This is a genomic window from Burkholderia sp. (assembly GCF_018375725.1).
In the GTDB taxonomy this organism is placed as follows: domain Bacteria; phylum Pseudomonadota; class Gammaproteobacteria; order Burkholderiales; family Burkholderiaceae; genus Burkholderia.
Genome location: NZ_JAHACR010000018.1, coordinates 1 through 25306, shown reverse-complemented (window position 1 = coordinate 25306; position 25306 = coordinate 1). Strand labels below are relative to the sequence as shown.

Sequence of the window (25306 nt, the reverse complement as noted above, 5' to 3'; positions counted from 1 at the left end):
GACGCACGCGGTTAATGTTCGAGACGCTCGATCTGTGCGCTCACTTCCGACTCGACCCGCTCGATGAACATCAGCTGCCGCACGGCTTCCGCTGCGCCCTGGTCGGCGCCGCTGTCGAGCAGCGCACCGAGGCGCTCAAGGCGCACGCGCTTTTCGTCGCGCAACTCGACGAGCAGCGCATCGAGCGCATCGACATTGCGCGCGGCCGCCGCATCCTCGATCCCTTCGCGCCACTCCATCTGCTGCATCAGGAACGCGGGCTCCATCGCGGTGTTGTTTTCCGCGCCAATGTCCATGCCCCGCAGCGACAGCAGGTAAGTCGCGCGCTTGAGCGGATCGCGCAGCGTCCGGTACGCCTCGTTCGCGCGCGTCGCCCATTGCATCGCGATGCGCTTTTGCGCGTCGCCGGCCGCCGCAAAGCGGTCCGGATGCACCTGTGTCTGCACGGTACGGTACGCGGCATCGAGCGCGTCGGCATCGAGCGCGAACTGCGCCGGCAGGTGAAACAGATCGAAGTGACTGTCTTTCAGCGAAGCCATCGTCGCGGTCAATTCCAGTTCATCGCACGGCAAACGCCGCGCATTAAAAAGGCGGCATGCGCCGCCTGTTGCCCGCATCGTGCGGATCCCGTCACACGCGGAACGATTCTCCGCAGCCGCACTCGTCCTTCACGTTCGGGTTGTTGAACTTGAACCCTTCGTTCAGGCCTTCGCGCGCGAAATCCAGTTCGGTGCCGTCGATGTAGGCGAGGCTCTTCGGATCGACGATAACCTTCACGCCATGGCTCTCGAACACCTGATCCTCGGGCGCAAGCTCGTCGACATACTCGAGCTTGTAGGCGAGGCCGGAACAGCCGGTCGTGCGAACGCCAAGCCTCAGGCCCAGCCCCTTACCGCGCCGGACCAGATACTTCTGGACGTGCTGCGCTGCTTTTTCGGTCAGTGTAATTGCCATGATGTCCTTGCCGCGGCGCGCCGATCGCGGTGCGCCGCGTTCCTTCAAGCCGCTCGATGCGCTCAGGCCGCTGCCTGGTCGCCGTCCTTGCCGTCGTGGCGCTTCTTGTAGTCCGCAACCGCCGCCTTGATCGCGTCTTCCGCGAGAATCGAACAGTGGATTTTCACCGGCGGCAGCGCGAGTTCCTCTGCGATCTGCGTGTTCTTGATCGCGAGCGCCTCGTCGAGCGTCTTGCCCTTCACCCATTCGGTCACGAGCGAGCTCGACGCGATCGCCGAACCGCAACCGTAGGTCTTGAACTTTGCGTCTTCGATCACACCGTCCGCACCCACGCGGATTTGCAGCTTCATCACGTCGCCGCATGCCGGCGCGCCGACCATGCCGGTGCCCACCGCGTCGTCGTCCTTCGCGAACGAACCGACGTTGCGCGGGTTTTCGTAGTGATCCAGAACCTTGTTGCTGTAAGACATGACTCAGACTCCTTGACTCGTTACGTCTGCGTGCGCCAATCCGCCCGCGAAATGTTTAATGCGCGGCCCATTCGATCGTCGACAGATCGATGCCTTCCTGGTGCATTTCCCAAAGCGGCGACAGCTCACGCAGCTTCGCGATCTTGCTGTTGAGAAGATCGATCACGTAATCGACTTCCTGCTCCGTCGTGAAGCGGCCGACCGTGAAGCGGATCGAGCTGTGCGCGAGTTCGTCGTTGCGGCCGAGCGCACGCAGCACATACGACGGCTCCAGCGACGCGGACGTGCATGCGGAACCCGACGACACCGCGACATCCTTGATCGCCATGATCAGCGACTCGCCTTCGACGAAGTTGAAGCTGATGTTCAGGTTGTGCGGGATACGGTGCTCCATGTCGCCGTTCACGTACGTTTCCTCGATCTGCGACAGGCCGCGCAGCAGCTTGTCGCGCAGCGCGCGGATACGCTCGTTCTCGGTGGCCATTTCTTCCCTGGCGATGCGGAACGCCTCGCCCATGCCGACGATCTGGTGCGTCGCCAGCGTGCCCGAACGCATGCCGCGCTCGTGGCCGCCGCCGTGCATCTGCGCTTCGATGCGCACGCGCGGCTTGCGGCGCACGTACAGCGCGCCGATGCCCTTCGGGCCGTAGTTCTTGTGCGCCGAGAACGACATCAGGTCGACCTTCAGCTTCGCGAGGTCGATCTCGACCTTGCCCGTTGCCTGCGCGGCGTCGACGTGAAACACGATGCCCTTTTCGCGGCAGATCTCGCCGATTGTCTCGATGTCCTGGATCACGCCGGTTTCGTTGTTGACGTGCATCACCGACACGAGGATCGTGTCCGGGCGCAGCGCGGCCTTGAACACGTCGAGGTCGATCAGGCCGTTTTCCTTGACGTCCAGATACGTGACCTCGAAGCCGTCGCGCTCGAGCTCGCGGCAGGTGTCGAGCACGGCCTTGTGCTCGGTTTTCACCGTCACGATGTGCTTGCCCTTGCCTTGATAGAAGTTCGCGGCGCCCTTGATCGCGAGGTTGTCCGATTCCGTCGCGCCGGAAGTCCAGATGATCTCGCGCGGATCGGCATTCACCAGTGCGGCCACCTGTTCGCGCGCCTCTTCGACGGCACGCTCCGCATCCCAGCCGTACGCGTGGCTGCGCGACGCCGGATTGCCGAACTGCTCGCGCAGGTACGGCACCATCTTGTCGACCACACGCGGATCGACGGGCGTCGTCGCGCTGTAATCCATGTAGATGGGCAGGTGGAGAGTGTCTTGGGTCATCTGTCGCTCCGGGTATTCTGTGCAGGGACTATGCGTTATAGGTTCGGCTAGGGCGCCTCGTGCTCACGAGCTCGCGATGTTGAACACCGAATTCGGGCCAAGCGGGATCGTGCGCACCGGCTCGGCAGGCGCGGCGACGGGTTCCGGCTCGCGCCGGTCGCGCAGCACCGCAGGCGCGCCTTCGCGCGCCCGCTGCTGATCGACGAGATCCTGCAGCGACACCGAATCGAGGTATTCGACCATTTTCTGGTTGAGGGTCGCCCACAGCTCGTGCGTCATGCAGTGGCCATCGGGCTGCTTCGAGCCGTCGCACGTGCCCTTGCCGCCGCACTGCGTCGCGTCGAGCGGCTCGTCGACCGCAATGATGATGTCGGCGACTGTCACGTCCTGCGCGCGGCGCGCAAGGTTGTAACCGCCGCCCGGCCCGCGCACGGACTCGACGATTTCATGTCTGCGCAGCTTGCCGAACAGCTGTTCGAGATACGAGAGCGAAATCCGCTGGCGCTGGCTGATGCCTGCAAGCGTCACCGGGCCCTGCTCCTGGCGCAGTGCCAAGTCAATCATCGCCGTGACGGCGAAACGGCCTTTGGTGGTGAGTCTCATGATGTAAGGGGACTGCAATCTTGACGATTTTGGTCAAGTATAAATATTTGACAGTTTTAGTCAAGTATCCCTGTCCATGACAGGGAATTCGCGAAGCAATTAACGGAATCAGCGCGACGCGCGCTCCCGCAGCGTGTCCAGCAGGCCCCGACAGGCGTCCTCGCACTGATCGAGCACCGCCTCGAACCCTTGTGCGCCGCCGAAATAAGGATCCGCGACTTCGGTCGCCGAGGCGCCCGGCGCGAATTCCATCAGCAGCCGCACCTTGTCGCGGTGTCGCGGCGGGCAGCGGCGGCGCAATTCCGCGAGGTTCGCCTCGTCCATCGCAAGCAGCAGGTCGAAGCGCTCGAAATCCGCCCCGCTGACCTGCCGCGCGCGCAGCGCCGACAGGTCGTAGCCGCGCGAGCACGCCGCCGCCTGTGCACGCGCGTCGGGCGGCTCGCCCACGTGCCAGTCGCCGGTGCCGGCCGAATCGACTTCGATCCGGTCGCCCAGTCCGGCGGACTCGACCTGATGGCGCATCACGCCTTCGGCGGTCGGAGAACGGCAGATGTTGCCGAGGCACACGAAACAGATTGCAACGCGGGTCATCGCACTATCGCTCAACCGCGGCGAACCGCGTCAATGAATAACACGCCATTATACAAAGGCGCCCGGTTTCGCGCCGCGCCGCAACGCGACGGCGAACCGCCTTACAACGCCTTCTGCGTGGCGCGCAGCGACTGCGGCGTGTCGCCGACCAGCCCGAGCGACACCGCCCGAGCCAACTCCGCGGATGCCTGATGAACGGCGAGCGGACCGTGCGACGGTGCGGCGCCGGCTGCGTGCAGGTAAGCGGCTGCCGCCAGCGGCACGACAATCGCCAGCGGCCAGTACATCGATATTGTCTTTCTCATGATGCGATTCTCTAGACCTGATGCCCCGAAACCCTCTTCCGGGGCTTACAGACAGCATTCTATAGATCGCATCTATCGAGATAAATATATGAATAGTGAATGCAGTGTTGCTTCCTGGCGAACAGTCGCGCCATCAGCCGAGGTGGCTGCGCGACGCCGCGTACAGCTCGCGGAATGTCCGTCCGGTCGGCACCGGCAGATCGCGCGTATCCATCCAGCCGCCCATCATCGGCAGACGCCGCAGCATCCCGCCGCTGCCGCCGAGCCGTTCGAGGATGCGCACGGCGAGCTTCGTCGTCAGTGCGTAGAGCGTCGGGTGGCGCGCGACGAAGCCCCATGCGGCGAGCGCCGCCCGCTCCCGCCATGGCCGCAGATGCCGCTCGACCTGCTTTTCGCGCAGCGTGCGCAACAGGTGCGACAGCGGGATGCCCACCGGGCAGACACTGTCGCACTCGCCGCACAGCGTTGCGGCCTGCGGCAAGTCGAGCGACTGGTCGATCCCCGTATAGCTCGGCGTCAGCACCGATCCCATCGGCCCCGGATAGACCCAGCCGTAAGCATGGCCGCCGACCTTCTGGTACACCGGACAGTGGTTCATGCACGCGCCGCAGCGGATGCAGCGCAGCATCTCCTGGAATTCGCCGCCGATGAGCCCCGTGCGGCCGCCATCGACGAGCACCACGTACATGTGCTCCGGGCCGTCCTCGTCGCCCGGCTGGCGCGGCCCCGTCAGCAACGAGAAATAGTTCGACGTCTTCTGGCCGGTCGCCGAGCGCGGCAACAGGCGCATTGCCGTCGCGAGATCCTCGAGCGTCGGCAGCACCTTCTCGATGCCCGTCACGGCGACGTGCACGCGCGGCATCACCGTGCACATTCCTTCATTGCCTTCGTTCGTCACAAGCGCGACGGAACCCGTCTCGGCAATCACGAAGTTGCCGCCCGTCACGCCCATGTCGGCCGACAGGAAATGGGGACGCAATACCTCGCGCGCCTCGCGTGTCATGTCGGGCACCTCGGACAACCGCTCCCGATGATGGGTGCGCGCGAACAAGTCGGCGATCTCGTCCTTGTCCTTGTGCACGACGGGCGCAATGATATGACTCGGCGGCTCGTTGTCGTTGATCTGCAGGATGTATTCGCCGAGATCCGTCTCGATCGACTGCACGCCCATCTCGGCCAGCACCGCGTTCAGGCGCATTTCCTCGGACACCATCGACTTGGTCTTGATGACCTTCTTCACGTCGTGACGGCGCGCGATGTCGGCGACGAGCCGTGCAGCGTCGGCCGTCGTCTCGGCGAACAGCACTATTGTGCCGCGCCGTGTCGCCTCGCGCTCGAACGCCTCGAGCCAGACGTCGAGTTGGTCGAGCGCGCGATTGCGGCGCGCCTTGAGCGCCGCGCGCGTCGCCGGGAAGTCGATCTCGGTCATCGCGTCGGCGCGCGCGGACACGAATTTGGTCGACAGCTTTTTCAGGTTTTCCTGCAAACGCTGGTCGGCGAGCTTCTGGCCGGCGCGCGCCTTGAAATGCATTGACTGGACTTGCATGGCGGTATCAGGAGAACGTGATCGGAACCGGGCGCGTCAGACGTCGCCCGCCAGCACCTGCGCGACGTGCAGCACGCGCGTGTCGCGGTCGCCGGTGCGGCGCAACCGCCCTTCGATGTTCAGCATGCAGCCGAGATCGCCAAGCACCACGGCACCGGCCCCGGACGCGTGGATGTTCGCGCATTTCTCATCCGCGATCGCCGCCGAGATGTCGCCGTACTTGATCGCGAACGCGCCACCGAAGCCGCAGCAGTGCCCGCAATCCTTCATCTCGGTCACCGCGCAGCCGCGCTGTGCGAGCAGCGCGCGCGGCTGCGCCTGCACGCCGAGCTCGCGCAGCCCCGAACACGAATCGTGATACGTCACCGGGCCGGCGAATTCGCCCGGCTCGAGCCGGACCTTCGCCACATTCGCGAGGAAGTCGGTCAGCTCGTAGACCTTCGGCTGGAATCGCAAAAACCGTCCCATCAGATCGGGATCGTCGCGGAACAGGTCGCCGTAATGCGTGCGGATCATCCCACCGCACGAACCCGACGGCGCGACGACGTAGTCGAATTGCTCGAATTCGCGCAGCGTCTTCTCGGCCAGGTCGCGCGCGAGCGCGCGATCGCCGGCGTTATAGGCCGGCTGGCCGCAGCAGGTCTGCGCGGGCGGCACGATCACCTCATAGCCGGCCTCGCGAATCAGCTTGAGCGCCGAAAAACCGATTTCGGGACGCATCAGATCGACCAGACAGGTGACGAACAAACCGACTCGCATAGGCGCTCCTTCGAGAAAACGGCTCTCATTATCCGTCGTTTGCCCGGCAAGACCAACGCCGCTGCGCCGGAAGCCCGCGTCCCGGACGAAAGCGAGGATTTCCTCGAACGCCGTTCGCTTTTTTCACAATACGAGATACAATCGCCGCAACACCGCTTGACGCGTCAACCGATTCTCGATGATGAGCAACCCGACTCCGGATTCCAAAACGTCGATCCAGGTGATCGAACGCATGATGCGGCTGCTGGACGCGCTCGCCGCGCACAGCGACCCCGTCAGCCTGAAAGAACTGGCGCAGCGCACCGAGCTGCATCCATCCACCGCGCACCGCATCCTCAACGATATGGTGACCTGCAGGCTCGTCGATCGCTCCGATCCCGGCACGTATCGCCTCGGCATGCGGCTGCTCGAGCTCGGCAACCTGGTGAAGGCGCGCCTGTCGGTGCGCGATGCGGCGCTGATGCCGATGCGCGAGTTGCACCGCCTCACCGGGCAAACGGTGAACCTGTCGGTGCGGCAGGGTGACGAGATCGTCTATATCGAGCGCGCGTATTCGGAACGTTCCGGGATGCAGGTCGTGCGTGCGATCGGCGGCCGCGCGCCGCTGCACCTGACCTCGGTCGGCAAGCTGTTCCTCGCCGCGGACGAAACGTCGCGCGTACGCGCATACGCCACGCGCACCGGCCTCTCCGGCCACACGCAAAACAGCATTACCGACCTCACGAAGCTCGAGCGCGAGTTGCTGCTCGTGCGCCAGCAATCGTGCGCGCGCGACAACGAGGAACTGGAACTGGGCGTGCGCTGCATCGCGGCGGGCATCTACGACGACTCGGGAAAGCTTGTCGCGGGCCTGTCGCTGTCCGCACCCGCCGACCGCCTGCAGGATGCGTGGCTCAGCCAGCTGAGCCGCACCGCGCTGACCATCTCCGAATCGCTCGGCTACCGCCCCGAATCCGGAAAGGACGCGGACGACCTGCAGCGGCGAGCATGAGCATCGTCATCGTGCACATATGAAAAAGCCCCGCAAATCGCGGGGCTTTTTCATGCTGCGAGCCGCACTGACGTGGCGGCGGCCCGCCACGGTCAGAATCAGGTCCCGCCGTTCGGCGAATTGGACGCCGTCAGGCGCTCGCCGCCGTTGTCGAGCCAGTTGCGCAGCCGCGAAGCGTCGGCGAAACGCGAATACTTGCCGAACGAATCCAGCAACACCATCACCATCGGACGGTTGTGGATCGTCGCCTGCATCACCAGGCACTCGCCCGCCTCGTTGATGAAGCCGGTCTTCTGCAGGCCGATGTCCCACGAGTTGTTGCCGCGGATCAGCGCGTTCGTGCTGTTGTAGACGAGGTTGCGCTTGCCCGTGTTCACCTCGTAGGTGCGATCGGTCGAGAACTTGCGGATCAGCGGATACTGGTACGCCGCGTTGACCATCTTCACGAGATCACGTGCGCTCGACACGTTCTGGCTCGACAGGCCGGTCGAGTTCTCGAAGTGCGTATCGCCCATGCCGAGCGACCTGGCCTTCGCGTTCATCGCCGCGATGAATGCCGGACGGCCGCCCGGGAAGTAGCGCGACAACGCCGCCGCCGCGCGGTTTTCCGACGCCATCAGCGCGATATGCAACATGTCGTCGCGCGACAGCGTCGAGCCCACCGACAGACGCGAGCCCGTGCCCTTCTCGTAGTCGCGATCCTCGTCCGTGACATCGATCTGGTCGGTCAGCGGCAGCTTCGAGTCGAGCACCACCATCGCCGTCATCAGCTTGGTGATCGATGCGATCGGCACGACTGCGTGCGAATTCTTGTCGAACAGTGGCTCGTTGGTGTTCTGGTCGACGACGTACGCGACGCTCGAACGCAGCGCCAGCGCGTCAGGCGTGTCGTGCAGGCCGAAGGCCTGGCCGACCGTCGGCTGGCGCGGCTGGAACGCCACCTTGCGCACCGCGCCATGATGGCCGTGCACGTTCGCGGCGAGCGTGGCGCGCTTGCGCACCGATTTCGCACGCTGCGCATCGCTGGTGGCGGACGCCGATTTCACCGACTTCTTCGCGGGCGAAGCAGTCGCTTTCTTCTTGGCAACTTGGGACGATTTCGCAGTGGCGGCAAACGCGTCGGCAGGCGCAACGGTAGCGGTGGCCGCCAGCAAGGCGACGGCGACCGACACCGCCGTGCCGAGCGTTATGCTCTGCAACATTCTGCGCGGTGAAAACGATTCGGCTTTCATTAGGGTCTGGACAAAGCGGCGGGAGTTTCCGCAAGTGTAGTTAAGGCTGAAAAAATAAGCAATATTAGGCACTTACCGATAGTCGTTAAACCGGATTGTAAGAGCCGTCGAGATTCGGTCGATCGGCTCCCCCGCCCCCATTGAGAAAAATATGGGGAACGCAGCCTCACAGTGCTCGCCTCCCGATTACCACGCGGTTAATTGAGATAACGTCACTTTTTGGGCAAATTAAAGCGGGGAAAGTACGTATCCGGCGCTCGGTGCGCCAAACGGCACGCATCCCGACGCGCAGCGAAGGCACTTCGCCGCGGCGGGTCGAAACGGCGTGCTTTTCGACAATGACAGAAGAACAACGTTCCACCCGCCTGTCAGGTTTACATGTGCGCGACGATGGTGCGCAGCGCGCTCCGGCGCACGTTCGGGCCTGCTGCGGGGCATCATCTGGAACCGTTCCCACGACTATTGCATAACCCGTTGTTTTATCGATAATTTATTACGATTGTGCAACGCACAAAAAATGCTTGACAATCGTTTCCGCTGCCCTAAAATAGCTTCCATTGCTGCGTTGCACAAAGCACGCGCATCCGCAGTTCCCCAGAGTAGTGCCCTTGACCCTTGCGATCGTCGCGATCGCTTTTCAGGAGCTTGACATGTCTTTGCTGACCCCCGAGCAAATCGCCGCCGCACAGAAAGCCAACCTCGAAAGCCTGTTCGGTCTGACGACCAAGGCGTTCGAAGGTGTCGAAAAGCTGATCGAACTCAATCTGCAAGTCGTGAAGTCGACGCTGGCCGAAGGCCAGGAAAACGCGCAGCGTCTGCTGTCGGTGAAGGATGCCCAGGAACTCCTCGCGCTGCAGGCAAGCCTGACGCAGCCGGTCGCGGAAAAGGTGCTGTCGTACGGCCGTCACCTGTATGAAATCGCTTCGGCCACGCAAGCCGAGTTCGCGAAGGTTGCCGAAGCACAGTTCGAAGAGCAGAACAAGAAGGTCCAGGCGCTCGTCGACAACGTCGCGAAGAACGCCCCGGCGGGTTCGGAGACGGCTGTCGCCGCGCTGAAGTCGGCGCTGAACGCCGCGAACACGACGTACGAAACCGTGCAGAAGGCCGCGAAGCAAGCCGTCGAGATCGCCGAGACGAACTTCAACGCCGCCGCCGCCGTCGCGACCAAAGCTGCAAACGCCGCTGCGACGCGTCGCCCGACCAAGCCGGCCGCCTAAGCGTTTTTCCGCTTCGGAATACGGCCGTGCCTTACACGGCTTCAGGCTGCTGACGAACCCCTCGCTTTCCGAAGCGAGGGGTTTTTGTTTTCCGGGCAAGCGAATGCGCGCTGGAATGCGCTTCGCTTCATTGGCCGTGACCAGGGTGCGGCAGGACGTTCACCCATACGAATGCGGCCCATGCTGAGCACACATGTTAAAACGGCGCTTCCCCCTGCCGAGGGAAGCGCCGTTGTCGTTACCGGCTCGCGAAGCCGGCCGCGCTTACTTACTTCTTGCGTTGCGGCGGCAGATCCGTGCACACGCCTTCGTACAGCTCGGCCGCCATGCCGACCGATTCGCCGAGCGTCGGGTGCGGATGGATCGTCTTGCCGATGTCTTCCGCGTCCGCGCCCATCTCGACCGCCAGGCACACCTCGCTGATCAGATCGCCCGCGTTCAGGCCGACGATGCCGCCGCCGATCACGCGATGCGTTTCCTCGTCGAAAATCAGCTTCGTGAAGCCTTCGTCGCGGCCGTTCGCGATCGCGCGGCCCGATGCCGCCCACGGGAACACGGCCTTGCCGTACTTGATGCCTTCGGCCTTGCACTGCTCTTCCGTCTTGCCCGCCCACGCGACTTCGGGATCGGTGTAGGCGACCGACGGGATCTGCAGCGCATCGAAATACGCCTTCTCGCCGTGCGCCGCTTCCGCGGCGACGTGGCCTTCGTGCACCGCCTTGTGCGCCAGCATCGGCTGGCCGACGATGTCGCCGATCGCGAAGATGTGCGGGACGTTCGTCCGCATCTGCTTGTCGACTTCGATGAAGCCGCGCTCCGTGACGGCGACGCCTGCCTTGTCGGCGCCGATCTTCTTGCCGTTCGGGCTACGGCCCACCGCGACCAGTACGAGGTCGTAGCGCTGCGGCTCCGCCGGCGCCTTCTCGCCCTCGAACGTCACGTAGATGCCGTCTTCCTTCGCTGCCGCGCCGACCGTCTTGGTCTTCAGCATCACGTTGCCGAAACGCTTCGCGTTGTACTTTTCCCAGACCTTGACGAGATCGCGGTCCGCGCCGTTCATCAGGTTGTCGAGCATTTCGACGACATCGATCTCGGCGCCCAGCGTCGAGTAGACGGTCGCCATTTCGAGACCGATGATGCCGCCGCCGATGACGAGCATCCGTTTCGGCTGCTGGCGCAGTTCGAGCGCGCCCGTCGAATCGACGATACGCGGATCGTCCGGCAGGAACGGCAGTTTCACCGACTGCGAGCCGGCCGCGATGATCGCCTGCTTGAACTTGACGATCTTCTTGCCGCTGTCGCCCTGCACTTCCATGTGATGCGGATCGACGAACGTGCCGACGCCGGTCACGACTTCTACCTTGCGCGCCTTCGCCATGCCGGCGAGGCCTGTTGTCAGCTTCTTCACGACGCCCGACTTGAAGTCGCGCAGCTTGTCGAGATCGATCTCGGGCTTGCCGAACGAGATGCCGTGCGAGGCCAGCGCTTCCGCCTCCTCGACGACGAGCGCGGTATGCAGCAGCGCCTTCGACGGGATGCAGCCGACGTTCAGGCATACGCCGCCCAGCGTCGAATAGCGCTCGACGAGCACCGTCTTCATGCCGAGGTCGGCCGCGCGGAACGCCGCCGAGTAGCCGCCGGGGCCGGCACCGAGCACGAGCATGTCGCACTCGATATCGGCTGCGCCGGCGTAGCTGCCGGCTTGCGGCGCGGGCGCCGGTGCGGCGGCGGGTGTTGCGGCCGGAGCGGCGGCCTTCGCCGGTTCAGCCGCTTTCGCGGGTGCGGCGGCGCCTGCCGATGCTTCGACGATGGCGATGACCGTGCCCTGCGAGACCTTGTCGCCGGCCTTGACCTTGATTTCCTTGACCGTGCCGGCGACATCGCTCGGCACTTCCATGGAGGCCTTGTCCGACTCGAGCGTGATGAGCGTCTGCTCTTTTTCGATCACGTCGCCCGGCTGGACATTGACTTCGATGACATCGACGCCGCTGAAATCGCCGATATCCGGAACCTTGACTTCGATGAGACTCATGACTGTCCCCTTCTTGATTAGCTGCAGACAGAGGGGGGAGAAACCCGCGAGAGAACGGCGGCCTGACTGGAGAACGGGGACTTGGGCAGGACCACCTTTGCCGTCCGCCCAAGGACGCGCCCTTCTTTTGGCTACTTTCCCTTGGAAGACGCCCCGAAGGCAGCCCCTGTGAGACAAGGAAAAGTAACCGCCGCCCCGCGCAGGGGCGACGCCAGCAGACCGCTAAAAAAGCCAGTTCAACGATGAAACGCGGATCACCGACGGCAACCCGCGCCCCCGCGAGACTCCCCGCTCATCAAAGAATGACGCGACGGAAGTCGCCAAGCAGCGACCCGAGATACGCATTGAACCGCGCCGCTTCCGCGCCATCGATCACGCGATGGTCGTACGACAGCGACAGCGGCAGCGTGAGGCGCGGCACGAACTGCTTGCCGTCCCACACCGGCTTCATCGCGCTGCGCGACAGGCCGAGGATCGCCACTTCCGGTGCGTTGATGATCGGCGTGAAGTTCGTCCCGCCGATCCCGCCCAGCGACGAGATCGAGAAGCAGCCGCCTTGCATCTGGTCCGGCTTCAGCTTGCCCTCGCGCGCCGCCTTCGACAGATCGCTCATTTCCTTCGCGATCTCGACGAGACCCTTCTTGTCCGCATCGCGGATCACCGGCACGACGAGACCGTTCGGCGTGTCGGCCGCGAAACCGACGTGGTAGTACTGCTTGAACACGAGGTTGTCGCCGTCGAGGCTCGCGTTGAACGTCGGGAACTTCTTCAGTGCCGCGACGACCGCCTTGATCACGAATGCGAGCATCGTGAACTTCACGCCCGCCTTCTCGTGTTCCTTGTTCAGCTGCACGCGCAGCGCTTCGAGATCGGTGATGTCCGCTTCATCGTTGTTCGTGACGTGCGGGATCATCACCCAGTTGCGATGCAGGTTCGCACCCGAGATCTTCTTGATGCGCGACAGCGGCTTCGGATCGACCGGGCCGAACTTCGTGAAATCGACCTTCGGCCACGGCAGCAGGTTCAGCTCGCCGCCGCCTGCCGGTGCGGCCGCGGCGACCGGCGCAGCGCGCTGGCCGGTCATCACGCCCTTCACGAAGTTCGTGACGTCTTCCTTCGTGATCCGTCCCTTCGGGCCGCTGCCGCCGACGCGTGCGACGTCGACGCCGAGTTCGCGCGCGAACTTGCGTACCGACGGCGATGCGTGGCTGGCACGGTATTCGCCGGACGCCGCCGGAGCCGCGGCGGGTGCGGCGGCCGGAGCCGGCGCGGCCTGCGGTGCAGGCGCCGGAGCCGCGGGCGCCGCCGGTGCGGCAGCCGCGGCCGGCGCGCTGGCCGGCGTCGCGGCAGCGGCCGGCGCACCGGCCGCTTCGAGCAGCACGATCAGCGTCCCTTCGGACACCGCGTCGCCGACCTTCACCTTGATGTCCTTCACCACGCCGGCGGCCGGGCTCGGCACGTCCATCGTCGCCTTGTCCGACTCGAGCGTGACGAGCGACTGTTCCTTCTCGACCGTGTCACCGACCTTCACGCCGATCTCGATCACCGGCACGTCCTTGTAGTCGCCGATATCCGGCACCTTCACTTCGAGCGTGCCGCCGGTCGCGGCGGGCGCGGCAGCCGGTGCGGGCGCCGCACTCACCGCTGCCGGCGCGGCTGCGCCGTTCGGCTGCGCCGCAGCGCCGCCTTCAAGCAGGATGATCAGCGAGCCTTCCGACACGGAATCACCCACCTTGACCTTCACTTCCTTGACCTTGCCGCCGGACGGGCTCGGCACGTCCATCGTCGCCTTGTCCGATTCGAGCGTGACGAGCGACTGCTCGGGCTCGACCGTGTCGCCCGCCTGCACGAGCACCTCGATGACGGGCACGTCCTTGTAATCGCCGATATCCGGCACCTTCACTTCGATCGCTTGACTCATCTGTTAGTGTCTCCTGAGCCGCGCATGCTTCCCTCGGAAGCGCTGCGCGGCATCACACGGCACGCGTGCGTTAAACCGTCATCGGGTTGGGCTTCGACGGATCGAGGTTGTACTTCGCGATCGCATCGGCGACGACCTTGCGGTCGATCGTGCCTTCGTCGGCCAGCGCGTTGAGCGCCGCGACGGTGACCCAGTGACGGTCGACTTCGAAGAAGTGACGCAGGTTCGCGCGGGTGTCCGAACGGCCATAGCCGTCGGTGCCGAGCACGACGAAGCGGCGGTCGACCTGGCCGCGGATCTGGTCGACCAGCGCGCGGATGTAGTCGGTCGATGCGACGACGGGGCCTTGCGTGTCCTTCAGGCACTTCTGCACGTGCGACAGGCGGCGTTCCTCGGTCGGATGCAGCAGGTTCCAGCGCTCGACTTCGTGGCCTTCACGCGCCAGCTCGGTAAAGCTCGGCACGCTCCACAGGTCGGCCGCAACGCCCCAGTCGTTCTTCAGCAGGTCGGCGGCGGCGATCACTTCGTTGAAGATCGTGCCCGCGCCGAGCAGCTGGACACGCGGCGCCTTCTCGTCCGCGTCGGCCTTGCGGAACGAATACATGCCCTTGATGATGTCGGCCGCCACGTGCTCGCCCTGCGGAATCGCCGGGTGCTCGTAGTTCTCGTTCATCACCGTGATGTAGTAGTACACATCCTCCTGGTTCTGCACCATGCGGCGCAGGCCGTCCTGGATGATGACCGCGAGCTCGTAGCCGAAGGTCGGGTCGTAGCTCACGCAGTTCGGCACCGATGCCGCCCACAGGAGCGAGTGGCCGTCTTCGTGCTGCAGGCCTTCGCCGTTCAGCGTCGTGCGACCCGCGGTGCCGCCCAGCAGGAAGCCGCGCGAACGCATGTCGCCCGCGGCCCAGGCCAGATCGCCGATCCGCTGGAAGCCGAACATCGAATAGAAGATGTAGAACGGCACCATGATCTCGCCGTGCGTCGAGTACGACGTCGCCGCCGCGATCCAGTCGCACATGCCGCCCGCTTCGTTGATGCCTTCCTGCAGGATCTGGCCGGTTTCCGATTCCTTGTAGAACATCAGCTGGTCGGAATCTTCCGGCACGTACTTCTGGCCGTCCTGATTCCAGATGCCGATCTGGCGGAACAGGCCTTCCATGCCGAACGTGCGCGACTCGTCCGGCACGATCGGCACGATGCGCTTGCCGAGCGCCTTGTCCTTCAGCAGGATGTTCAGGATCCGCACGAACGCCATCGTCGTCGAGATCTCGCGGCCTTCGCCCGTGCCCTTCAGCAGCGGCTCGAACGCGTCGAGCGCCGGCACCGGCAGCGACTGCGCCTTCTCGCGGCGCTGCGGCAGGTAGCCGCCGAGATCCATGCGGCGTGCACGCATGTATTCGAGTTCCTTCGAGCCTTCCTCGAACTTGAGGTACGGCACGTCGGCGATCTGCTCGTCCGAGATCGGCAGGCGGAACTGATCGCGGAACTTCTTCAGTTGCTCGACCGGCAGCTTCTTCTGCTGGTGCGTGATGTTCATCGCCTGGCCGGACTCGCCCATCCCGTAGCCCTTGATGGTCTTCGCGAGGATGACGGTCGGCGCGCCCTTCGTGCGGCTGGCTTCGTGGAATGCCGCGTAGATCTTGTGCGGATCGTGGCCGCCGCGATTCAGCGCCCAGATGTCGTCGTCTGACCAGTCGGCGACGAGCGCCTTCAGTTCCGGCGTGTTGAAGAAGTGCTCACGGACGTACGCACCCGATTCCGACTTGTAGGTCTGGTATTCGCCGTCGACGACTTCCATCATGCGGCGCATCAGTGCGCCCGTCTTGTCGCGCGCGAACAGCGCGTCCCAGCGGCTGCCCCAGATCACCTTGATCACGTTCCAGCCGGCGCCGCGGAATTCCGATTCCAGTTCCTGGATGATCTTGCCGTTGCCGCGCACCGGACCGTCGAGACGCTGCAGGTTGCAGTTGATCACGAACACGAGGTTGTCGAGCTTCTCGCGGCTCGCCATGCCGATCGCGCCGAGCGATTCCGGCTCGTCGGTCTCGCCGTCGCCGAGGAACGCCCAGACCTTGCGGCCTTCCGTGTTCGCGATGCCGCGCGACTGCAGGTACTTCATGAAGCGCGCCTGGTAGATCGCCATGATCGGGCCGAGGCCCATCGACACGGTCGGGAATTGCCAGAAGTCCGGCATCAGCCACGGGTGCGGATACGACGAGATGCCGTTGCCGCCGACTTCCTGGCGGAAGCTGTCGAGCTGGTCTTCGGTCAGGCGGCCGAGCAGGAATGCGCGCGAGTAGACGCCCGGCGACGAGTGGCCCTGCACGAACACGAGGTCGCCGCCATGCTGGTCGGACGGCGCATGCCAGAAGTGGTTGTAGCCGACGTCGTAGAGCGTCGCCGCCGACGCGAACGACGCGATGTGGCCGCCGACGTTGGTGTCCTTGCCTGCGCGCAGCACCATCGCCAGTGCGTTCCAGCGGGTGTACGAGCGGATGCGGTGCTCGATGTCCTGGTCGCCGGGGATCTTCGCCTGGCCTTCGACCGGAATCGAGTTGATGTACGGCGTATTCGCGGAGAACGGCAGATGCTCGCCGCGCACGCGTGCGAATTCGATCTGCTTCTCGATGAGGTAGTGCGCGCGCCCGGTGCCGACGGAGGAGATGACGCCGTCGAGCGCTTCGAGCCATTCGACGGTTTCCTGCGGATCGTCGTCACGCTCGGCGGCGACATATTTCATTACTTCATTGGGTACGGCGGACATTCTCGTCTCCTGGGCCTGAAATATGAGGATCGCGCTTCGTGCAGACGACGCGATGCGACCGGCTGCGGCAAGCTCCAGCGGATTGTAATGACGGCCCGCGGCCCGGCGCAACAAAATTTTCGAATAGTGAGATCTTTTCCCGTAATACGGAATATTGCTGCGCCGCACCGATATTTCCGGGCTTTGCGGCGGGCCGCCGCGCATTAAATCCGTTTCGGTTCAACATTTGCGGTACCGGTTTTCCATCTATTGCGCTGCGCTACAATCCTGCCATGTTGACCGAACGGCTTTTCGCACGCTCGGCGCGACCGTCCGGCTCGCCGGCGGAATCGCAGCCGTCCCGCTGGCACCACGGACCGTGGTGGTCCAATTCCTATCTGCTGACGCCGCTCCTGTCGATTCTCGTCTTCCTCGTGGTGATGAGCCTCATCCTGTGGAGCCTCAACCGCCGCGAGCAGCAGCAGCAGGAAGACACCCTCTTTCGCAACGTCGCGTGGGCGCAGCAGCAGATCCGCCTGTCGATGACGGGCGCCCAGGAACAGCTCCAGGCACTGTCGCGCGACCTCGCCTCCGGCCGTCTCGACCAGAACGCATTCCAGATGGCGGTCGCGGACGTGATGCAGACGCATCCCGAAATCCTCTATCTGAACTGGTACACGGCGCCCGGCACGCCGCGCTGGCCGGCCGTCCATCCGCCCGTGCTCGGCCAGCGGCTCGCCAAGCCGAACGATGCGCAGATGCAGGAAGCTGTGAACGGCGCCTATGCGGAAGCGCGCAGTTCGCGCCGCCAGGCGTATTCGCCGCTCATCTATGACGCCTTCGGCAACGGCTACATCACGCTGCAGACCCCCGTGATCCGCGACCGCGACTACCTCGGCTCGATCGCTGCCGTGTTCTCGGTCGAAGGCATCCTGAAGCACGACATTCCGCAGGAGCTGTCGTCGAAGTACAAGATCTCGATCACCGACGCGAACAACCGCGAGCTGTCCTCGACATCGACGCGCCCGCGCCTGCCGCGCGATTCGCACTACGACCTGCCGCTCGACCCGCCCGGCCAGGGCCTGACCGTGCGCGTCTACGCGTTCCCGCAGCTCACGAACCTGACCAACAATACGCTCGTCTGGCTCGTCGCGGGACTGTCCTGCTTCGTGCTGTGGAGCCTCTGGAGCCTGTGGAAGCACACACGCCAGCGCTTCGAGGCACAGCAGGCGCTGTACGCCGAGGCGTTCTTCCGCCGCGCGATGGAGAATTCGGTGCTGATCGGCATGCGCGTGCTCGACATGCATGGCCGGATCACGCACGTGAACCCGGCGTTCTGCCGGATGACCGGCTGGGACGAAAGCGATCTCGTCGGCAAGGTCGCGCCGTTCCCGTACTGGCCGCGCGACTCCTATCCCGAAATGCAGCGCCAGCTCGACATGACGCTGCGCGGCAAGGTGCCGAGCTCCGGCTTCGAGCTGCGCGTGCGGCGCAAGAACGGCACGCTGTTCCATGCGCGCCTGTACGTGTCGCCGCTCATCGACAGTTCGGGCCGCCAGACCGGCTGGATGTCGTCGATGACCGACATCACCGAGCCGAAGCGCGCGCGCGAGGAACTGGCCGCCGCGCACGAACGCTTCACGACGGTGCTCGAAAGCCTCGACGCCGCAGTGTCGGTGCTGGCCGCCGACGAAGCGGAACTGCTGTTCGCGAACCGCTACTACCGCCACCTGTTCGGCATCCGCCCGGACGGTCACCTCGAACTGTCCGGCGGCGGATTCGACCGCACGCAGACATCGTCGGACTCGATCGACATGGTCGATACGTTCGCCGGCCTGCCCGCCGCGGCGCTGACCGGCAGCACCGCGGACGCGCAGGAGGTCTACGTCGAGAGCATCCAGAAATGGTTCGAGGTGCGGCGCCAGTACATCCAGTGGGTCGACGGCCACCTCGCGCAGATGCAGATCGCGACCGACATCACGACCCGGAAGAAGGCGCAGGAACTCGCCCACCAGCAGGAAGAGAAGCTGCAGTTCACGAGCCGATTGATGACGATGGGCGAAATGGCGTCGTCGATTGCGCACGAATTGAACCAGCCGCTCGCGGCGATCAACAACTACTGCTCGGGCACGCTCGCGCTCGTCAAGAGCGGCCGCGCGACGCCCGACACGCTGCAGCCCGCGCTCGAAAAGACCGCGCAGCAGGCGCTGCGCGCGGGGATGATCGTCAAGCGGATCCGCGAATTCGTGAAGCGCAGCGAGCCGAAGCGCCAGCCGGCGCGTGTCGCGGACATCGTCGCCGATGCGGTCGGGCTCGCGGAAATCGAGGCAAGAAAGCGGAAGATCCGGATCGTCACGGAAATCCTCGCAAGAATGCCTATTATTTATGTCGACCCGGTGCTGATCGAGCAGGTGCTCGTGAACCTGATGAAGAACGCGGCCGAGGCGATGGCCGACGCGAGGCCGGCGGTGTCCGACGGCGTGATCCGCGTGGTCGCCGATCTGGAAGCGGGCTTCGTCGACATCCGCGTGATCGATCAGGGGCCGGGCGTCGACGAAGCGACCGCCGAGCGCCTCTTCGAGCCGTTCTACAGCACCAAGTCGGACGGCATGGGCATGGGTCTGAATATCTGCCGTTCGATCATCGAATCGCATCGCGGGCGTCTGTGGGTGGTGAACAACGTCGAGCCGGACGGCCGCATCTCCGGCGCGACATTCCACTGCAGCCTGCCCATTGGGGAACCCGCTGATCTCGGCCATGGGGGGTTCGAGGCATCGGCATCACAACCTGTTACGGGAGAACTATGAATAGCCCTGTCACCACCACTCAGGAAACCGTCTTTGTCGTCGACGATGACGAGGCCGTGCGCGACTCGCTGCGCTGGCTGCTGGAGGCGAACGGCTATCGCGTGCAATGCTTCTCGAGCGCCGAGCAGTTCCTCGACGCCTATCAGCCGGCGCAGCAGGCCGGACAGATCGCCTGCCTGATCCTCGACGTGCGGATGTCCGGCATGAGCGGCCTCGAACTGCAGGAACGCCTGATCGCCGACAACGCCGCGCTGCCGATCATCTTCGTGACCGGTCACGGCGACGTGCCGATGGCCGTGTCGACGATGAAGAAAGGGGCGATGGACTTTATCGAGAAACCGTTCGACGAGGCGGAACTGCGCAGGCTCGTCGAGCGGATGCTCGACAAGGCCCGTAGCGAAAGCAAGAGCGTCCAGGAACAGCGCGTGGCGAGCGAGCGCCTGTCGAAGCTTACGGCCCGCGAGCAGCAGGTGCTGGAGCGGATCATCGCCGGCCGTCTGAACAAGCAGATCGCCGACGACCTCGGCATCAGCATCAAGACGGTCGAAGCGCACCGCGCGAACATCATGGAAAAGCTCAACGTCAACACGGTGGCCGATCTGCTGCGCCTCGCGCTGTCGAAGAAGCAGGCATAAGCCGCCTTGCGCCGTCCGGCGTGTCCGGGCGGCGCTCCACCCCGCGCGGCACGCCCGGCGCGCACGATGGCGACCTGCGTGGCGGCACCCCGCCATGACAGCGCCGATGACGCTTCCGGCGCGTTCGTTGTCGGACGACGGCAAGCGGGCGGTATAATTCCGTGCTTTGCTGCCGCGCCGCACCGCGCGCGGCACGCCCGCATTCCAACTTCCCGGCACGAACCCACCATGACAGCCCTCCTCATCGACGGCAACGCCCTCTCCAAGACCTTGCGCGCCCAGGCCGCCGAACGCGCCGCCGCGCTGACCGCGCGCGGCCACCAGCCCGGCCTCGCCGTGATCCTCGTCGGCGACAACCCGGCCAGCGAAGTCTACGTGCGCAACAAGATCAAGGCGTGCGAGGACAACGGCTTCTTCTCGCTGAAGGATCGCTATCCCGCGTCGCTGTCCGAGGCCGACCTGCTCGCGCGCATCGACGAACTGAACCGCGATCCGAAGATCCACGGCATCCTCGTCCAGTTGCCGCTGCCCAAGCACATCGACAGCCACAAGGTGATCGAGGCGATCGCACCGGAGAAGGACGTCGACGGCTTCCACATTGCGAACGCCGGCGCGCTGATGACCGGCAAGCCGCTGTTCCGCCCGTGCACGCCGTATGGCGTGATGAAGATGTTCGAAGCGCACCAGATTCCGCTGCAAGGCGCGAACGCGGTCGTGATCGGCCGCTCGAACATCGTCGGCAAGCCGATGGCGATGCTGCTGCTCGAAGCCGGCGCAACCGTGACGATCTGCCACAGCAAGACGCGCGACCTCGCCGCGCATACGCGACAGGCCGACATCGTCGTCGCCGCGGTCGGCAAGCGCAACATCCTGACGGCCGACATGGTGAAGCCGGGCGCGACGGTGATCGACGTCGGCATGAACCGCGACGACGCGGGCAAGCTGTGCGGCGACGTCGATTTCGCGGGCGTGAAGGAAGTCGCCGGCCACATCACGCCGGTGCCGGGCGGCGTCGGCCCGATGACCATCACGATGCTGCTGATCAACACGCTCGAAGCCGCCGAGCGCGCCGCCGCAGCCGCCTGACGCCCGCCCTTCTGCCGGCGCGCGCTCGCGCGCCGGCGCCGCGCCGCCCGCCTCACGCGCGCGCATCCGCCCCCATCCCAATCACGCCGTTAGAAACTATCGATTGGAAAGCGCACGTTGCGCCCCAATAATGTCGATATCGGGCGCCCACGCGCCTGGACCTTATCATCCCGGTTCACCCGGCAACAGACAGGGAGTCCTATGTCCGCAAGCGCCAATCTCAATCCGCTTCTCGATTTCTCCGGCCTGCCCCGCTTCGGCGAGATTCGTCCCGAACACGTGACGCCCGCACTCGACACGCTGCTCGACGAGGCCAACCGCGCAGTCGACGCCGCGAGCGCGCCTGCGACGCCGGCGACCTGGGCGGACGTCGTCGAGACGCTCGAGCGCGCCACCGAGCCACTCGGCCGCGCCTGGGGCATCGTCGGCCACCTGAACGCGGTCGCCGACACGCCGGAACTGCGCACCGCCTACGGCGAGAACCTGCCGCGCGTGACCGAATTCTGGTCGAGCGTCGGCCAGAACCTCGCGTTGTACGAGAAGTACAAGGCGATCGCAAGCAGCGCCGAATACGCGACGCTGTCCGCCGAACGCAAGAAGATCCTCGACAACGCGCTGCGCGATTTCCGCCTGTCCGGCGCCGAGCTGCCCGAGAGCGAGAAGCCGCGCTTCGCGGAACTGCAGGAACAGCAGGCGGCGCTGTCGAAGGCCTTCTCCGATCACGTGCTCGATGCGACCAACGGTTACGCGTATTTCGCGCAGGATGAAGCCGAGCTGGCCGGCCTGCCGGACGACGCGATCGAGGCCGCCCGCGAAGCCGCACAGAAGGAAGGCCGCGACGGCTGGAAATTCACGCTGCACTTCCCATCGTATTTCCCTGTGCTGCAGTATGCGGACAACCGCGCGATGCGCGAAACGCTGTATCGCGCCTACGCGACGCGCGCGTCCGAGCTCGGTCCGCAATATGGCGACGGCAAGGCCGACTGGGACAATACGACGATCGTCGCCGACGAACTGGCGCTGCGCCGCGAAGAGGCGCAGATGCTCGGCTACCGCAATTTCGCCGAAGTGTCGCTCGCACCAAAGATGGCCGAGTCGCCGCAGCAGGTCGTCGCATTTCTCGAGGATCTGGCGACGCGCGCGCGCCCGCACGCCGACCAGGACTGGGAGGAACTGCGCGCGTTTGCCGCCAAGGAGCTCGGCCTGACCGAGCTGGCACCGTGGGACGTCGCCTACGCCGCCGAAAAGCTGCGCCAGCAGCGTTATGCGTTCTCGGAAAACGAGGTCAAGCAGTACTTCCCTGAACCGGCCGTGCTGAAGGGCCTGTTTACCGTCACCGAAACGCTGTTCGGCGTGCGGATCAGGCCCGACGATGCGCCGGTCTGGAATAAGGACGTGCGCTTTTTCCGCGTCGAGAACCGTGACGGCTCGCTCGTCGCGCAGTTCTATCTCGACCTGTATGCGCGCGAAGGCAAGCGCGGCGGCGCATGGATGGACGACGCACGCTCACGCGCGAAACGCGGCAGCGACGTGCAGACGCCGGTCGCCTACCTGACCTGCAATTTCTCCGCGCCGATCGGCGGCAAGCCCGCATGCTTCACGCACGACGAGGTCATCACGCTGTTCCACGAATTCGGCCACGGCCTGCACCACATGCTCACGCGCGTCGACGAGCTCGGCGTGTCGGGCATCAACGGCGTGGAATGGGATGCGGTCGAGTTGCCGTCGCAATTCATGGAGAACTTCTGCTGGGAGTGGGACGTGCTGTCGTCGATGTCGTCGCATGTCGATACCGGCGCCCCGCTGCCGCGCGCGCTGTTCGACAAGATGATCGCCGCGAAGAACTTCCAGAGCGGACTCGGCACGCTGCGCCAGATCGTGTTCTCGATGTTCGACATGCTGCTGCACGTCGACTTCGACCCCGCCGGCGTGAAAAGCGTCAACGACTTCGCGCGCGAAATCAACGAGCGCTACCACGTGATCCCGCAGGCGCCGTTCTCGCGCTGGCCGAACACGTTCAGCCACATCTTCGCGGGCGGCTACGCGGCCGGCTACTACAGCTATAAGTGGGCCGAAGTGCTGTCGGCCGATGCGTACGCGGCGTTCGAGGAAGCGGCGCAAGCCGGCGGCAGCGTGCTCGATGCGGCGACCGGCACGCGCTATCGCCGCGAGATCCTCGAAGTCGGCGGCAGCCGTCCGGCAATGGATTCGTTCAAGGCGTTCCGCGGCCGCGAGCCGCAGATCGACGCGCTGCTGCGTCATAACGGCATGGCCGCGCCCGCGCACTAAGCGCCCGCCTCCGTTGCAGGCAGACGGCACCGCGATTGCGGTGCCGTTTTTCATTGCGCGGGCGGTTCGTGCCCGAACAGCGCGATCTGGCCGTGACGCTCGGCCGTGTCCTCGTCGATCCGCACGCCGACGCCAAGCAGCCGCACCGGCTGCGCGCGCCGGACCAGACCCTTCGCCAGCAGCGCCACGGCGGTCTCCGCATTCGTCGCGTCGGCGACGCATTCGACCGTCGTGCGCTGGAAATCGGCAAAACGGATCTTCACATACAGCTTGCGGATCGCGCGCGCGGCGGATGCGCGTGCGATCCGCGCATCGAGCTGTTCGATCAGGCGGCGAATCTCGGCCGCGCATTGGTCGAGCGTCGTCAGATCGGTCACGTAGGTCGTCTCGACACTGACGGACTTCCGTTCCTGATCGGCCTGCACGGGCCGCTCGTCGAGGCCGCGCGATAATTCGTGGAGGCGCCGCCCGAATACGCCGAACGCGCGATGCAGCTCGATCAGCGGCCAGTCGCGCAACTGCGCGCAGGTCTGGATGCCCAATCTGTCGAGACGCGCCGCCGTCACCTTGCCGACACCGTGCAGCTTGCGCACCGGCAGCGCGGCGACGAACGCGTCGACTTCGTGCGGACGCACGACGAACAAGCCGTCCGGCTTGTTCCAGTCCGACGCGATCTTCGCGACGAACTTGTTCGGTGCGACGCCCGCCGAGACCGTCACGCCGACGGTCTCGCGCACGCGCTCGCGAATCTCCCGTGCGATCAGCGTCGCGCTGCCCTGGCAACGTTCCGACCCGCTGACGTCGAGATACGCCTCGTCGAGCGACAGCGGTTCGACGTCGGCCGTGTAGTCGCGGTAGATCGCCATGATCTGGCGCGATGCCGCGCGATATTTGTCCATCGCAGTCGGCAGGATCAGGAGATCCGGACACCTGCGCATCGCGAGCGCCGACGACATCGCCGAATGGATGCCGTAGCGGCGCGCCTCGTAGTTGCACGTCGCAATGACGCCGCGCTGGTCGGGGCGGCCGCCGACCGCGAGCGGGCGCCCGCGCAGCGACGGGTCGTCGCGCATTTCCACCGATGCGTAAAAGCAATCGCAGTCGCAATGGATGATCTTGCGCACGCGCGGCGGCGCATCGCTCGATGGCGGCGGCAGCGATGGATCGGCGGGCATGGCGATGAGGGCGTTCACAGTTCCGATACTGTACAAAAACACAGTGATCGTTTCAACCCGTTTCAACTGTCGCGTACCGTCGCTTCCCGCCGCGCCGATCCGGACGGCGAAGCGCTGCGCGCCGCAGACGTGACGCGCGTCGGGTTGCTCGGCACGCGCTACACGATGGAGCTGCCGTCCTATGCGGAGCGGTTGCGGGAATGCTTCGGGCTCGACGTACTGGTGCCGGACGAACGCGAACGCGCCAAGGTGCGCCGGATCATTTACGACGAACCGTGTCACGGCATCGTGACGCCGGCATCGCGCGCGGCGTATGTCTGCATCATCGCGCATCTTGCGCAGCGCGGCTGCGCAGGCCGTGATACTCGGCTGCACGGAAATCACACTGCTGATCGGCACGCAGGATTCGCCGCTGCCCGTGTTCGATACGACTGCGTTGCATGCTCAGGCGGCAGTCGCATGGGCCGCGCGCTGATCGACCGGCACCGCATGCGCCGGACCATGCAGCCCGCGCAGACATTGACGGGCAAACACACGCAGAAAACAAAAAACCCGGCATTGAGCCGGGTTCTTGCTGGCGAAGCGCGCATCGGTCAGTTGCGCTGCACATCGCCAAATGTGCTTGGTTGCGGGGGTAGGATTTGAACCTACGACCTTCGGGTTATGAG

General features: G+C 65.0%; 21 protein-coding genes and 2 pseudogenes. 7 read left to right on the top strand and 16 right to left on the bottom strand.

The annotated features are described in order from the left end of the window. Positions 1–11: 11 nt before the first annotated feature. The 9 genes from hscB to KH616_RS05105 all read right to left on the bottom strand — a co-directional run bounded on the left by hscB (position 12) and on the right by KH616_RS05105 (position 6507). Positions 12–539, bottom strand: coding sequence for a Fe-S protein assembly co-chaperone HscB (hscB, locus tag KH616_RS05145; protein ID WP_292237848.1), 528 nt, complete (start codon positions 537–539; stop codon positions 12–14). 91 nt (positions 540–630) lie between these two features. Beyond that, positions 631–954 carry an iron-sulfur cluster assembly protein IscA gene (iscA, locus tag KH616_RS05140; protein WP_038713568.1) on the bottom strand — a complete coding sequence of 108 codons (324 nt, stop codon included), beginning with the start codon at positions 952–954 and terminating at the stop codon, positions 631–633. Between the two features lie 62 nt (positions 955–1016). Beyond that, entirely contained in the window at positions 1017–1424 is a 408-nt protein-coding gene (gene iscU / locus KH616_RS05135) for a Fe-S cluster assembly scaffold IscU (protein WP_292237847.1), read from the bottom strand. Between the two features lie 55 nt (positions 1425–1479). Beyond that, positions 1480–2703: an IscS subfamily cysteine desulfurase gene (locus tag KH616_RS05130; RefSeq protein WP_292237846.1), complete on the bottom strand. Its 1224-nt coding sequence runs from the start codon at positions 2701–2703 to the stop codon at positions 1480–1482. Between the two features lie 63 nt (positions 2704–2766). Further along, entirely contained in the window at positions 2767–3306 is a 540-nt protein-coding gene (gene iscR, locus KH616_RS05125; protein WP_292237845.1) for a Fe-S cluster assembly transcriptional regulator IscR, read from the bottom strand. Between the two features lie 108 nt (positions 3307–3414). After that, positions 3415–3897, bottom strand: a complete 483-nt coding sequence (locus tag KH616_RS05120) for a low molecular weight protein-tyrosine-phosphatase (protein ID WP_292237844.1) — start codon at positions 3895–3897, stop codon at positions 3415–3417. Positions 3898–3998: 101 nt separating this feature from the next. Beyond that, positions 3999–4202, bottom strand: coding sequence for a hypothetical protein (locus tag KH616_RS05115; RefSeq protein WP_292237843.1), 204 nt, complete (start codon positions 4200–4202; stop codon positions 3999–4001). A 133-nt stretch (positions 4203–4335) separates the two neighbouring features. Next, positions 4336–5748, bottom strand: coding sequence for a LutB/LldF family L-lactate oxidation iron-sulfur protein (locus tag KH616_RS05110; RefSeq protein ID WP_292237842.1), 1413 nt, complete (start codon positions 5746–5748; stop codon positions 4336–4338). A gap of 36 nt (positions 5749–5784) precedes the next feature. Beyond that, positions 5785–6507: a (Fe-S)-binding protein gene (locus tag KH616_RS05105; protein ID WP_292237841.1), complete on the bottom strand. Its 723-nt coding sequence runs from the start codon at positions 6505–6507 to the stop codon at positions 5785–5787. A gap of 181 nt (positions 6508–6688) precedes the next feature. Here KH616_RS05105 and KH616_RS05100 point away from each other — a divergent pair, with 181 nt between their 5' ends. After that, a complete protein-coding gene (locus KH616_RS05100; protein ID WP_292237840.1) occupies positions 6689–7498 on the top strand; it encodes an IclR family transcriptional regulator in 810 nt (269 codons plus the stop codon). 98 nt (positions 7499–7596) lie between these two features. Here KH616_RS05100 and pbpG read toward each other — a convergent pair whose 3' ends face one another. Beyond that, a complete protein-coding gene (gene pbpG, locus KH616_RS05095) occupies positions 7597–8730 on the bottom strand; it encodes a D-alanyl-D-alanine endopeptidase (RefSeq protein ID WP_292237839.1) in 1134 nt (377 codons plus the stop codon). A gap of 650 nt (positions 8731–9380) precedes the next feature. Here pbpG and KH616_RS05090 point away from each other — a divergent pair. Beyond that, positions 9381–9947 carry a phasin family protein gene (locus tag KH616_RS05090; protein WP_292237838.1) on the top strand — a complete coding sequence of 189 codons (567 nt, stop codon included), beginning with the start codon at positions 9381–9383 and terminating at the stop codon, positions 9945–9947. A 268-nt stretch (positions 9948–10215) separates the two neighbouring features. Here the strand turns inward: KH616_RS05090 and lpdA are convergent, their stop codons facing one another. The 4 genes and pseudogenes from lpdA to KH616_RS25385 all read right to left on the bottom strand — a co-directional run. After that, the gene (gene lpdA, locus KH616_RS05085) at positions 10216–11979 is read right to left on the bottom strand and encodes a dihydrolipoyl dehydrogenase (protein WP_292237837.1); all 1764 of its coding nucleotides are present in this window, start codon (positions 11977–11979) and stop codon (positions 10216–10218) included. A 295-nt stretch (positions 11980–12274) separates the two neighbouring features. Continuing rightward, positions 12275–13900 (bottom strand): dihydrolipoyllysine-residue acetyltransferase, encoded by a 1626-nt coding sequence (aceF, locus tag KH616_RS05080; RefSeq protein ID WP_292237836.1) that lies wholly within the window; start codon positions 13898–13900, stop codon positions 12275–12277. A gap of 70 nt (positions 13901–13970) precedes the next feature. Then, positions 13971–16667 carry a pyruvate dehydrogenase (acetyl-transferring), homodimeric type gene (gene aceE / locus KH616_RS05075; RefSeq protein ID WP_292237835.1) on the bottom strand — a complete coding sequence of 899 codons (2697 nt, stop codon included), beginning with the start codon at positions 16665–16667 and terminating at the stop codon, positions 13971–13973. Positions 16668–16802: 135 nt separating this feature from the next. Next, positions 16803–17020, bottom strand: a pseudogene (locus tag KH616_RS25385) (hypothetical protein); the annotation flags it as partial. On the opposite strand from KH616_RS25385, the gene fixL reads away from it, so the two are divergent. From fixL to KH616_RS05055, 4 genes are all read left to right on the top strand, one after another. Beyond that, a complete protein-coding gene (gene fixL, locus KH616_RS05070) occupies positions 16940–19453 on the top strand; it encodes an oxygen sensor histidine kinase FixL (protein WP_292237834.1) in 2514 nt (837 codons plus the stop codon). The pseudogene KH616_RS25385 and the gene fixL sit on opposite strands and share 81 nt — an antisense overlap. Beyond that, entirely contained in the window at positions 19450–20088 is a 639-nt protein-coding gene (gene fixJ, locus KH616_RS05065) for an oxygen response regulator transcription factor FixJ (RefSeq protein ID WP_292237833.1), read from the top strand. Before fixL ends, fixJ begins: the two co-directional genes overlap by 4 nt. A gap of 228 nt (positions 20089–20316) precedes the next feature. Further along, entirely contained in the window at positions 20317–21174 is an 858-nt protein-coding gene (gene folD / locus KH616_RS05060; protein WP_292237832.1) for a bifunctional methylenetetrahydrofolate dehydrogenase/methenyltetrahydrofolate cyclohydrolase FolD, read from the top strand. A gap of 201 nt (positions 21175–21375) precedes the next feature. Next, positions 21376–23463, top strand: a complete 2088-nt coding sequence (locus KH616_RS05055; protein ID WP_292237831.1) for a M3 family metallopeptidase — start codon at positions 21376–21378, stop codon at positions 23461–23463. A 50-nt stretch (positions 23464–23513) separates the two neighbouring features. Here the strand turns inward: KH616_RS05055 and dinB are convergent, their stop codons facing one another. After that, positions 23514–24680 (bottom strand): DNA polymerase IV, encoded by a 1167-nt coding sequence (gene dinB, locus KH616_RS05050; protein ID WP_292237830.1) that lies wholly within the window; start codon positions 24678–24680, stop codon positions 23514–23516. Between the two features lie 51 nt (positions 24681–24731). Between dinB and KH616_RS05045 the strand changes: the two are divergent. Beyond that, positions 24732–25113 (top strand): annotated as a pseudogene (locus tag KH616_RS05045) (amino acid racemase); the annotation flags it as partial. Here the strand turns inward: KH616_RS05045 and KH616_RS05040 are convergent. Next, on the bottom strand, positions 25083–25306 hold a 224-nt coding region (locus KH616_RS05040), incomplete at its 5' end, for a hypothetical protein (RefSeq protein ID WP_292237829.1). The pseudogene KH616_RS05045 and the gene KH616_RS05040 overlap by 31 nt on opposite strands.

Excerpts from the sequence above, each read along its gene's own strand:
- hscB (WP_292237848.1), bottom strand. The coding sequence starts at position 539 with ATGGCTTCGCTGAAAGACAGTCACTTCGATCTGTTTCACCTGCCGGCG.
- iscA (WP_038713568.1), bottom strand. The coding sequence starts at position 954 with ATGGCAATTACACTGACCGAAAAAGCAGCGCAGCACGTCCAGAAGTAT.
- iscU (WP_292237847.1), bottom strand. The coding sequence starts at position 1,424 with ATGTCTTACAGCAACAAGGTTCTGGATCACTACGAAAACCCGCGCAAC.
- KH616_RS05130 (WP_292237846.1), bottom strand. The coding sequence starts at position 2,703 with ATGACCCAAGACACTCTCCACCTGCCCATCTACATGGATTACAGCGCG.
- iscR (WP_292237845.1), bottom strand. The coding sequence starts at position 3,306 with ATGAGACTCACCACCAAAGGCCGTTTCGCCGTCACGGCGATGATTGAC.
- KH616_RS05120 (WP_292237844.1), bottom strand. The coding sequence starts at position 3,897 with ATGACCCGCGTTGCAATCTGTTTCGTGTGCCTCGGCAACATCTGCCGT.
- KH616_RS05115 (WP_292237843.1), bottom strand. The coding sequence starts at position 4,202 with ATGAGAAAGACAATATCGATGTACTGGCCGCTGGCGATTGTCGTGCCG.
- KH616_RS05110 (WP_292237842.1), bottom strand. The coding sequence starts at position 5,748 with ATGCAAGTCCAGTCAATGCATTTCAAGGCGCGCGCCGGCCAGAAGCTC.
- KH616_RS05105 (WP_292237841.1), bottom strand. The coding sequence starts at position 6,507 with ATGCGAGTCGGTTTGTTCGTCACCTGTCTGGTCGATCTGATGCGTCCC.
- KH616_RS05100 (WP_292237840.1), top strand. The coding sequence starts at position 6,689 with ATGAGCAACCCGACTCCGGATTCCAAAACGTCGATCCAGGTGATCGAA.
- pbpG (WP_292237839.1), bottom strand. The coding sequence starts at position 8,730 with ATGAAAGCCGAATCGTTTTCACCGCGCAGAATGTTGCAGAGCATAACG.
- KH616_RS05090 (WP_292237838.1), top strand. The coding sequence starts at position 9,381 with ATGTCTTTGCTGACCCCCGAGCAAATCGCCGCCGCACAGAAAGCCAAC.
- lpdA (WP_292237837.1), bottom strand. The coding sequence starts at position 11,979 with ATGAGTCTCATCGAAGTCAAGGTTCCGGATATCGGCGATTTCAGCGGC.
- aceF (WP_292237836.1), bottom strand. The coding sequence starts at position 13,900 with ATGAGTCAAGCGATCGAAGTGAAGGTGCCGGATATCGGCGATTACAAG.
- aceE (WP_292237835.1), bottom strand. The coding sequence starts at position 16,667 with ATGTCCGCCGTACCCAATGAAGTAATGAAATATGTCGCCGCCGAGCGT.
- fixL (WP_292237834.1), top strand. The coding sequence starts at position 16,940 with ATGTTGACCGAACGGCTTTTCGCACGCTCGGCGCGACCGTCCGGCTCG.
- fixJ (WP_292237833.1), top strand. The coding sequence starts at position 19,450 with ATGAATAGCCCTGTCACCACCACTCAGGAAACCGTCTTTGTCGTCGAC.
- folD (WP_292237832.1), top strand. The coding sequence starts at position 20,317 with ATGACAGCCCTCCTCATCGACGGCAACGCCCTCTCCAAGACCTTGCGC.
- KH616_RS05055 (WP_292237831.1), top strand. The coding sequence starts at position 21,376 with ATGTCCGCAAGCGCCAATCTCAATCCGCTTCTCGATTTCTCCGGCCTG.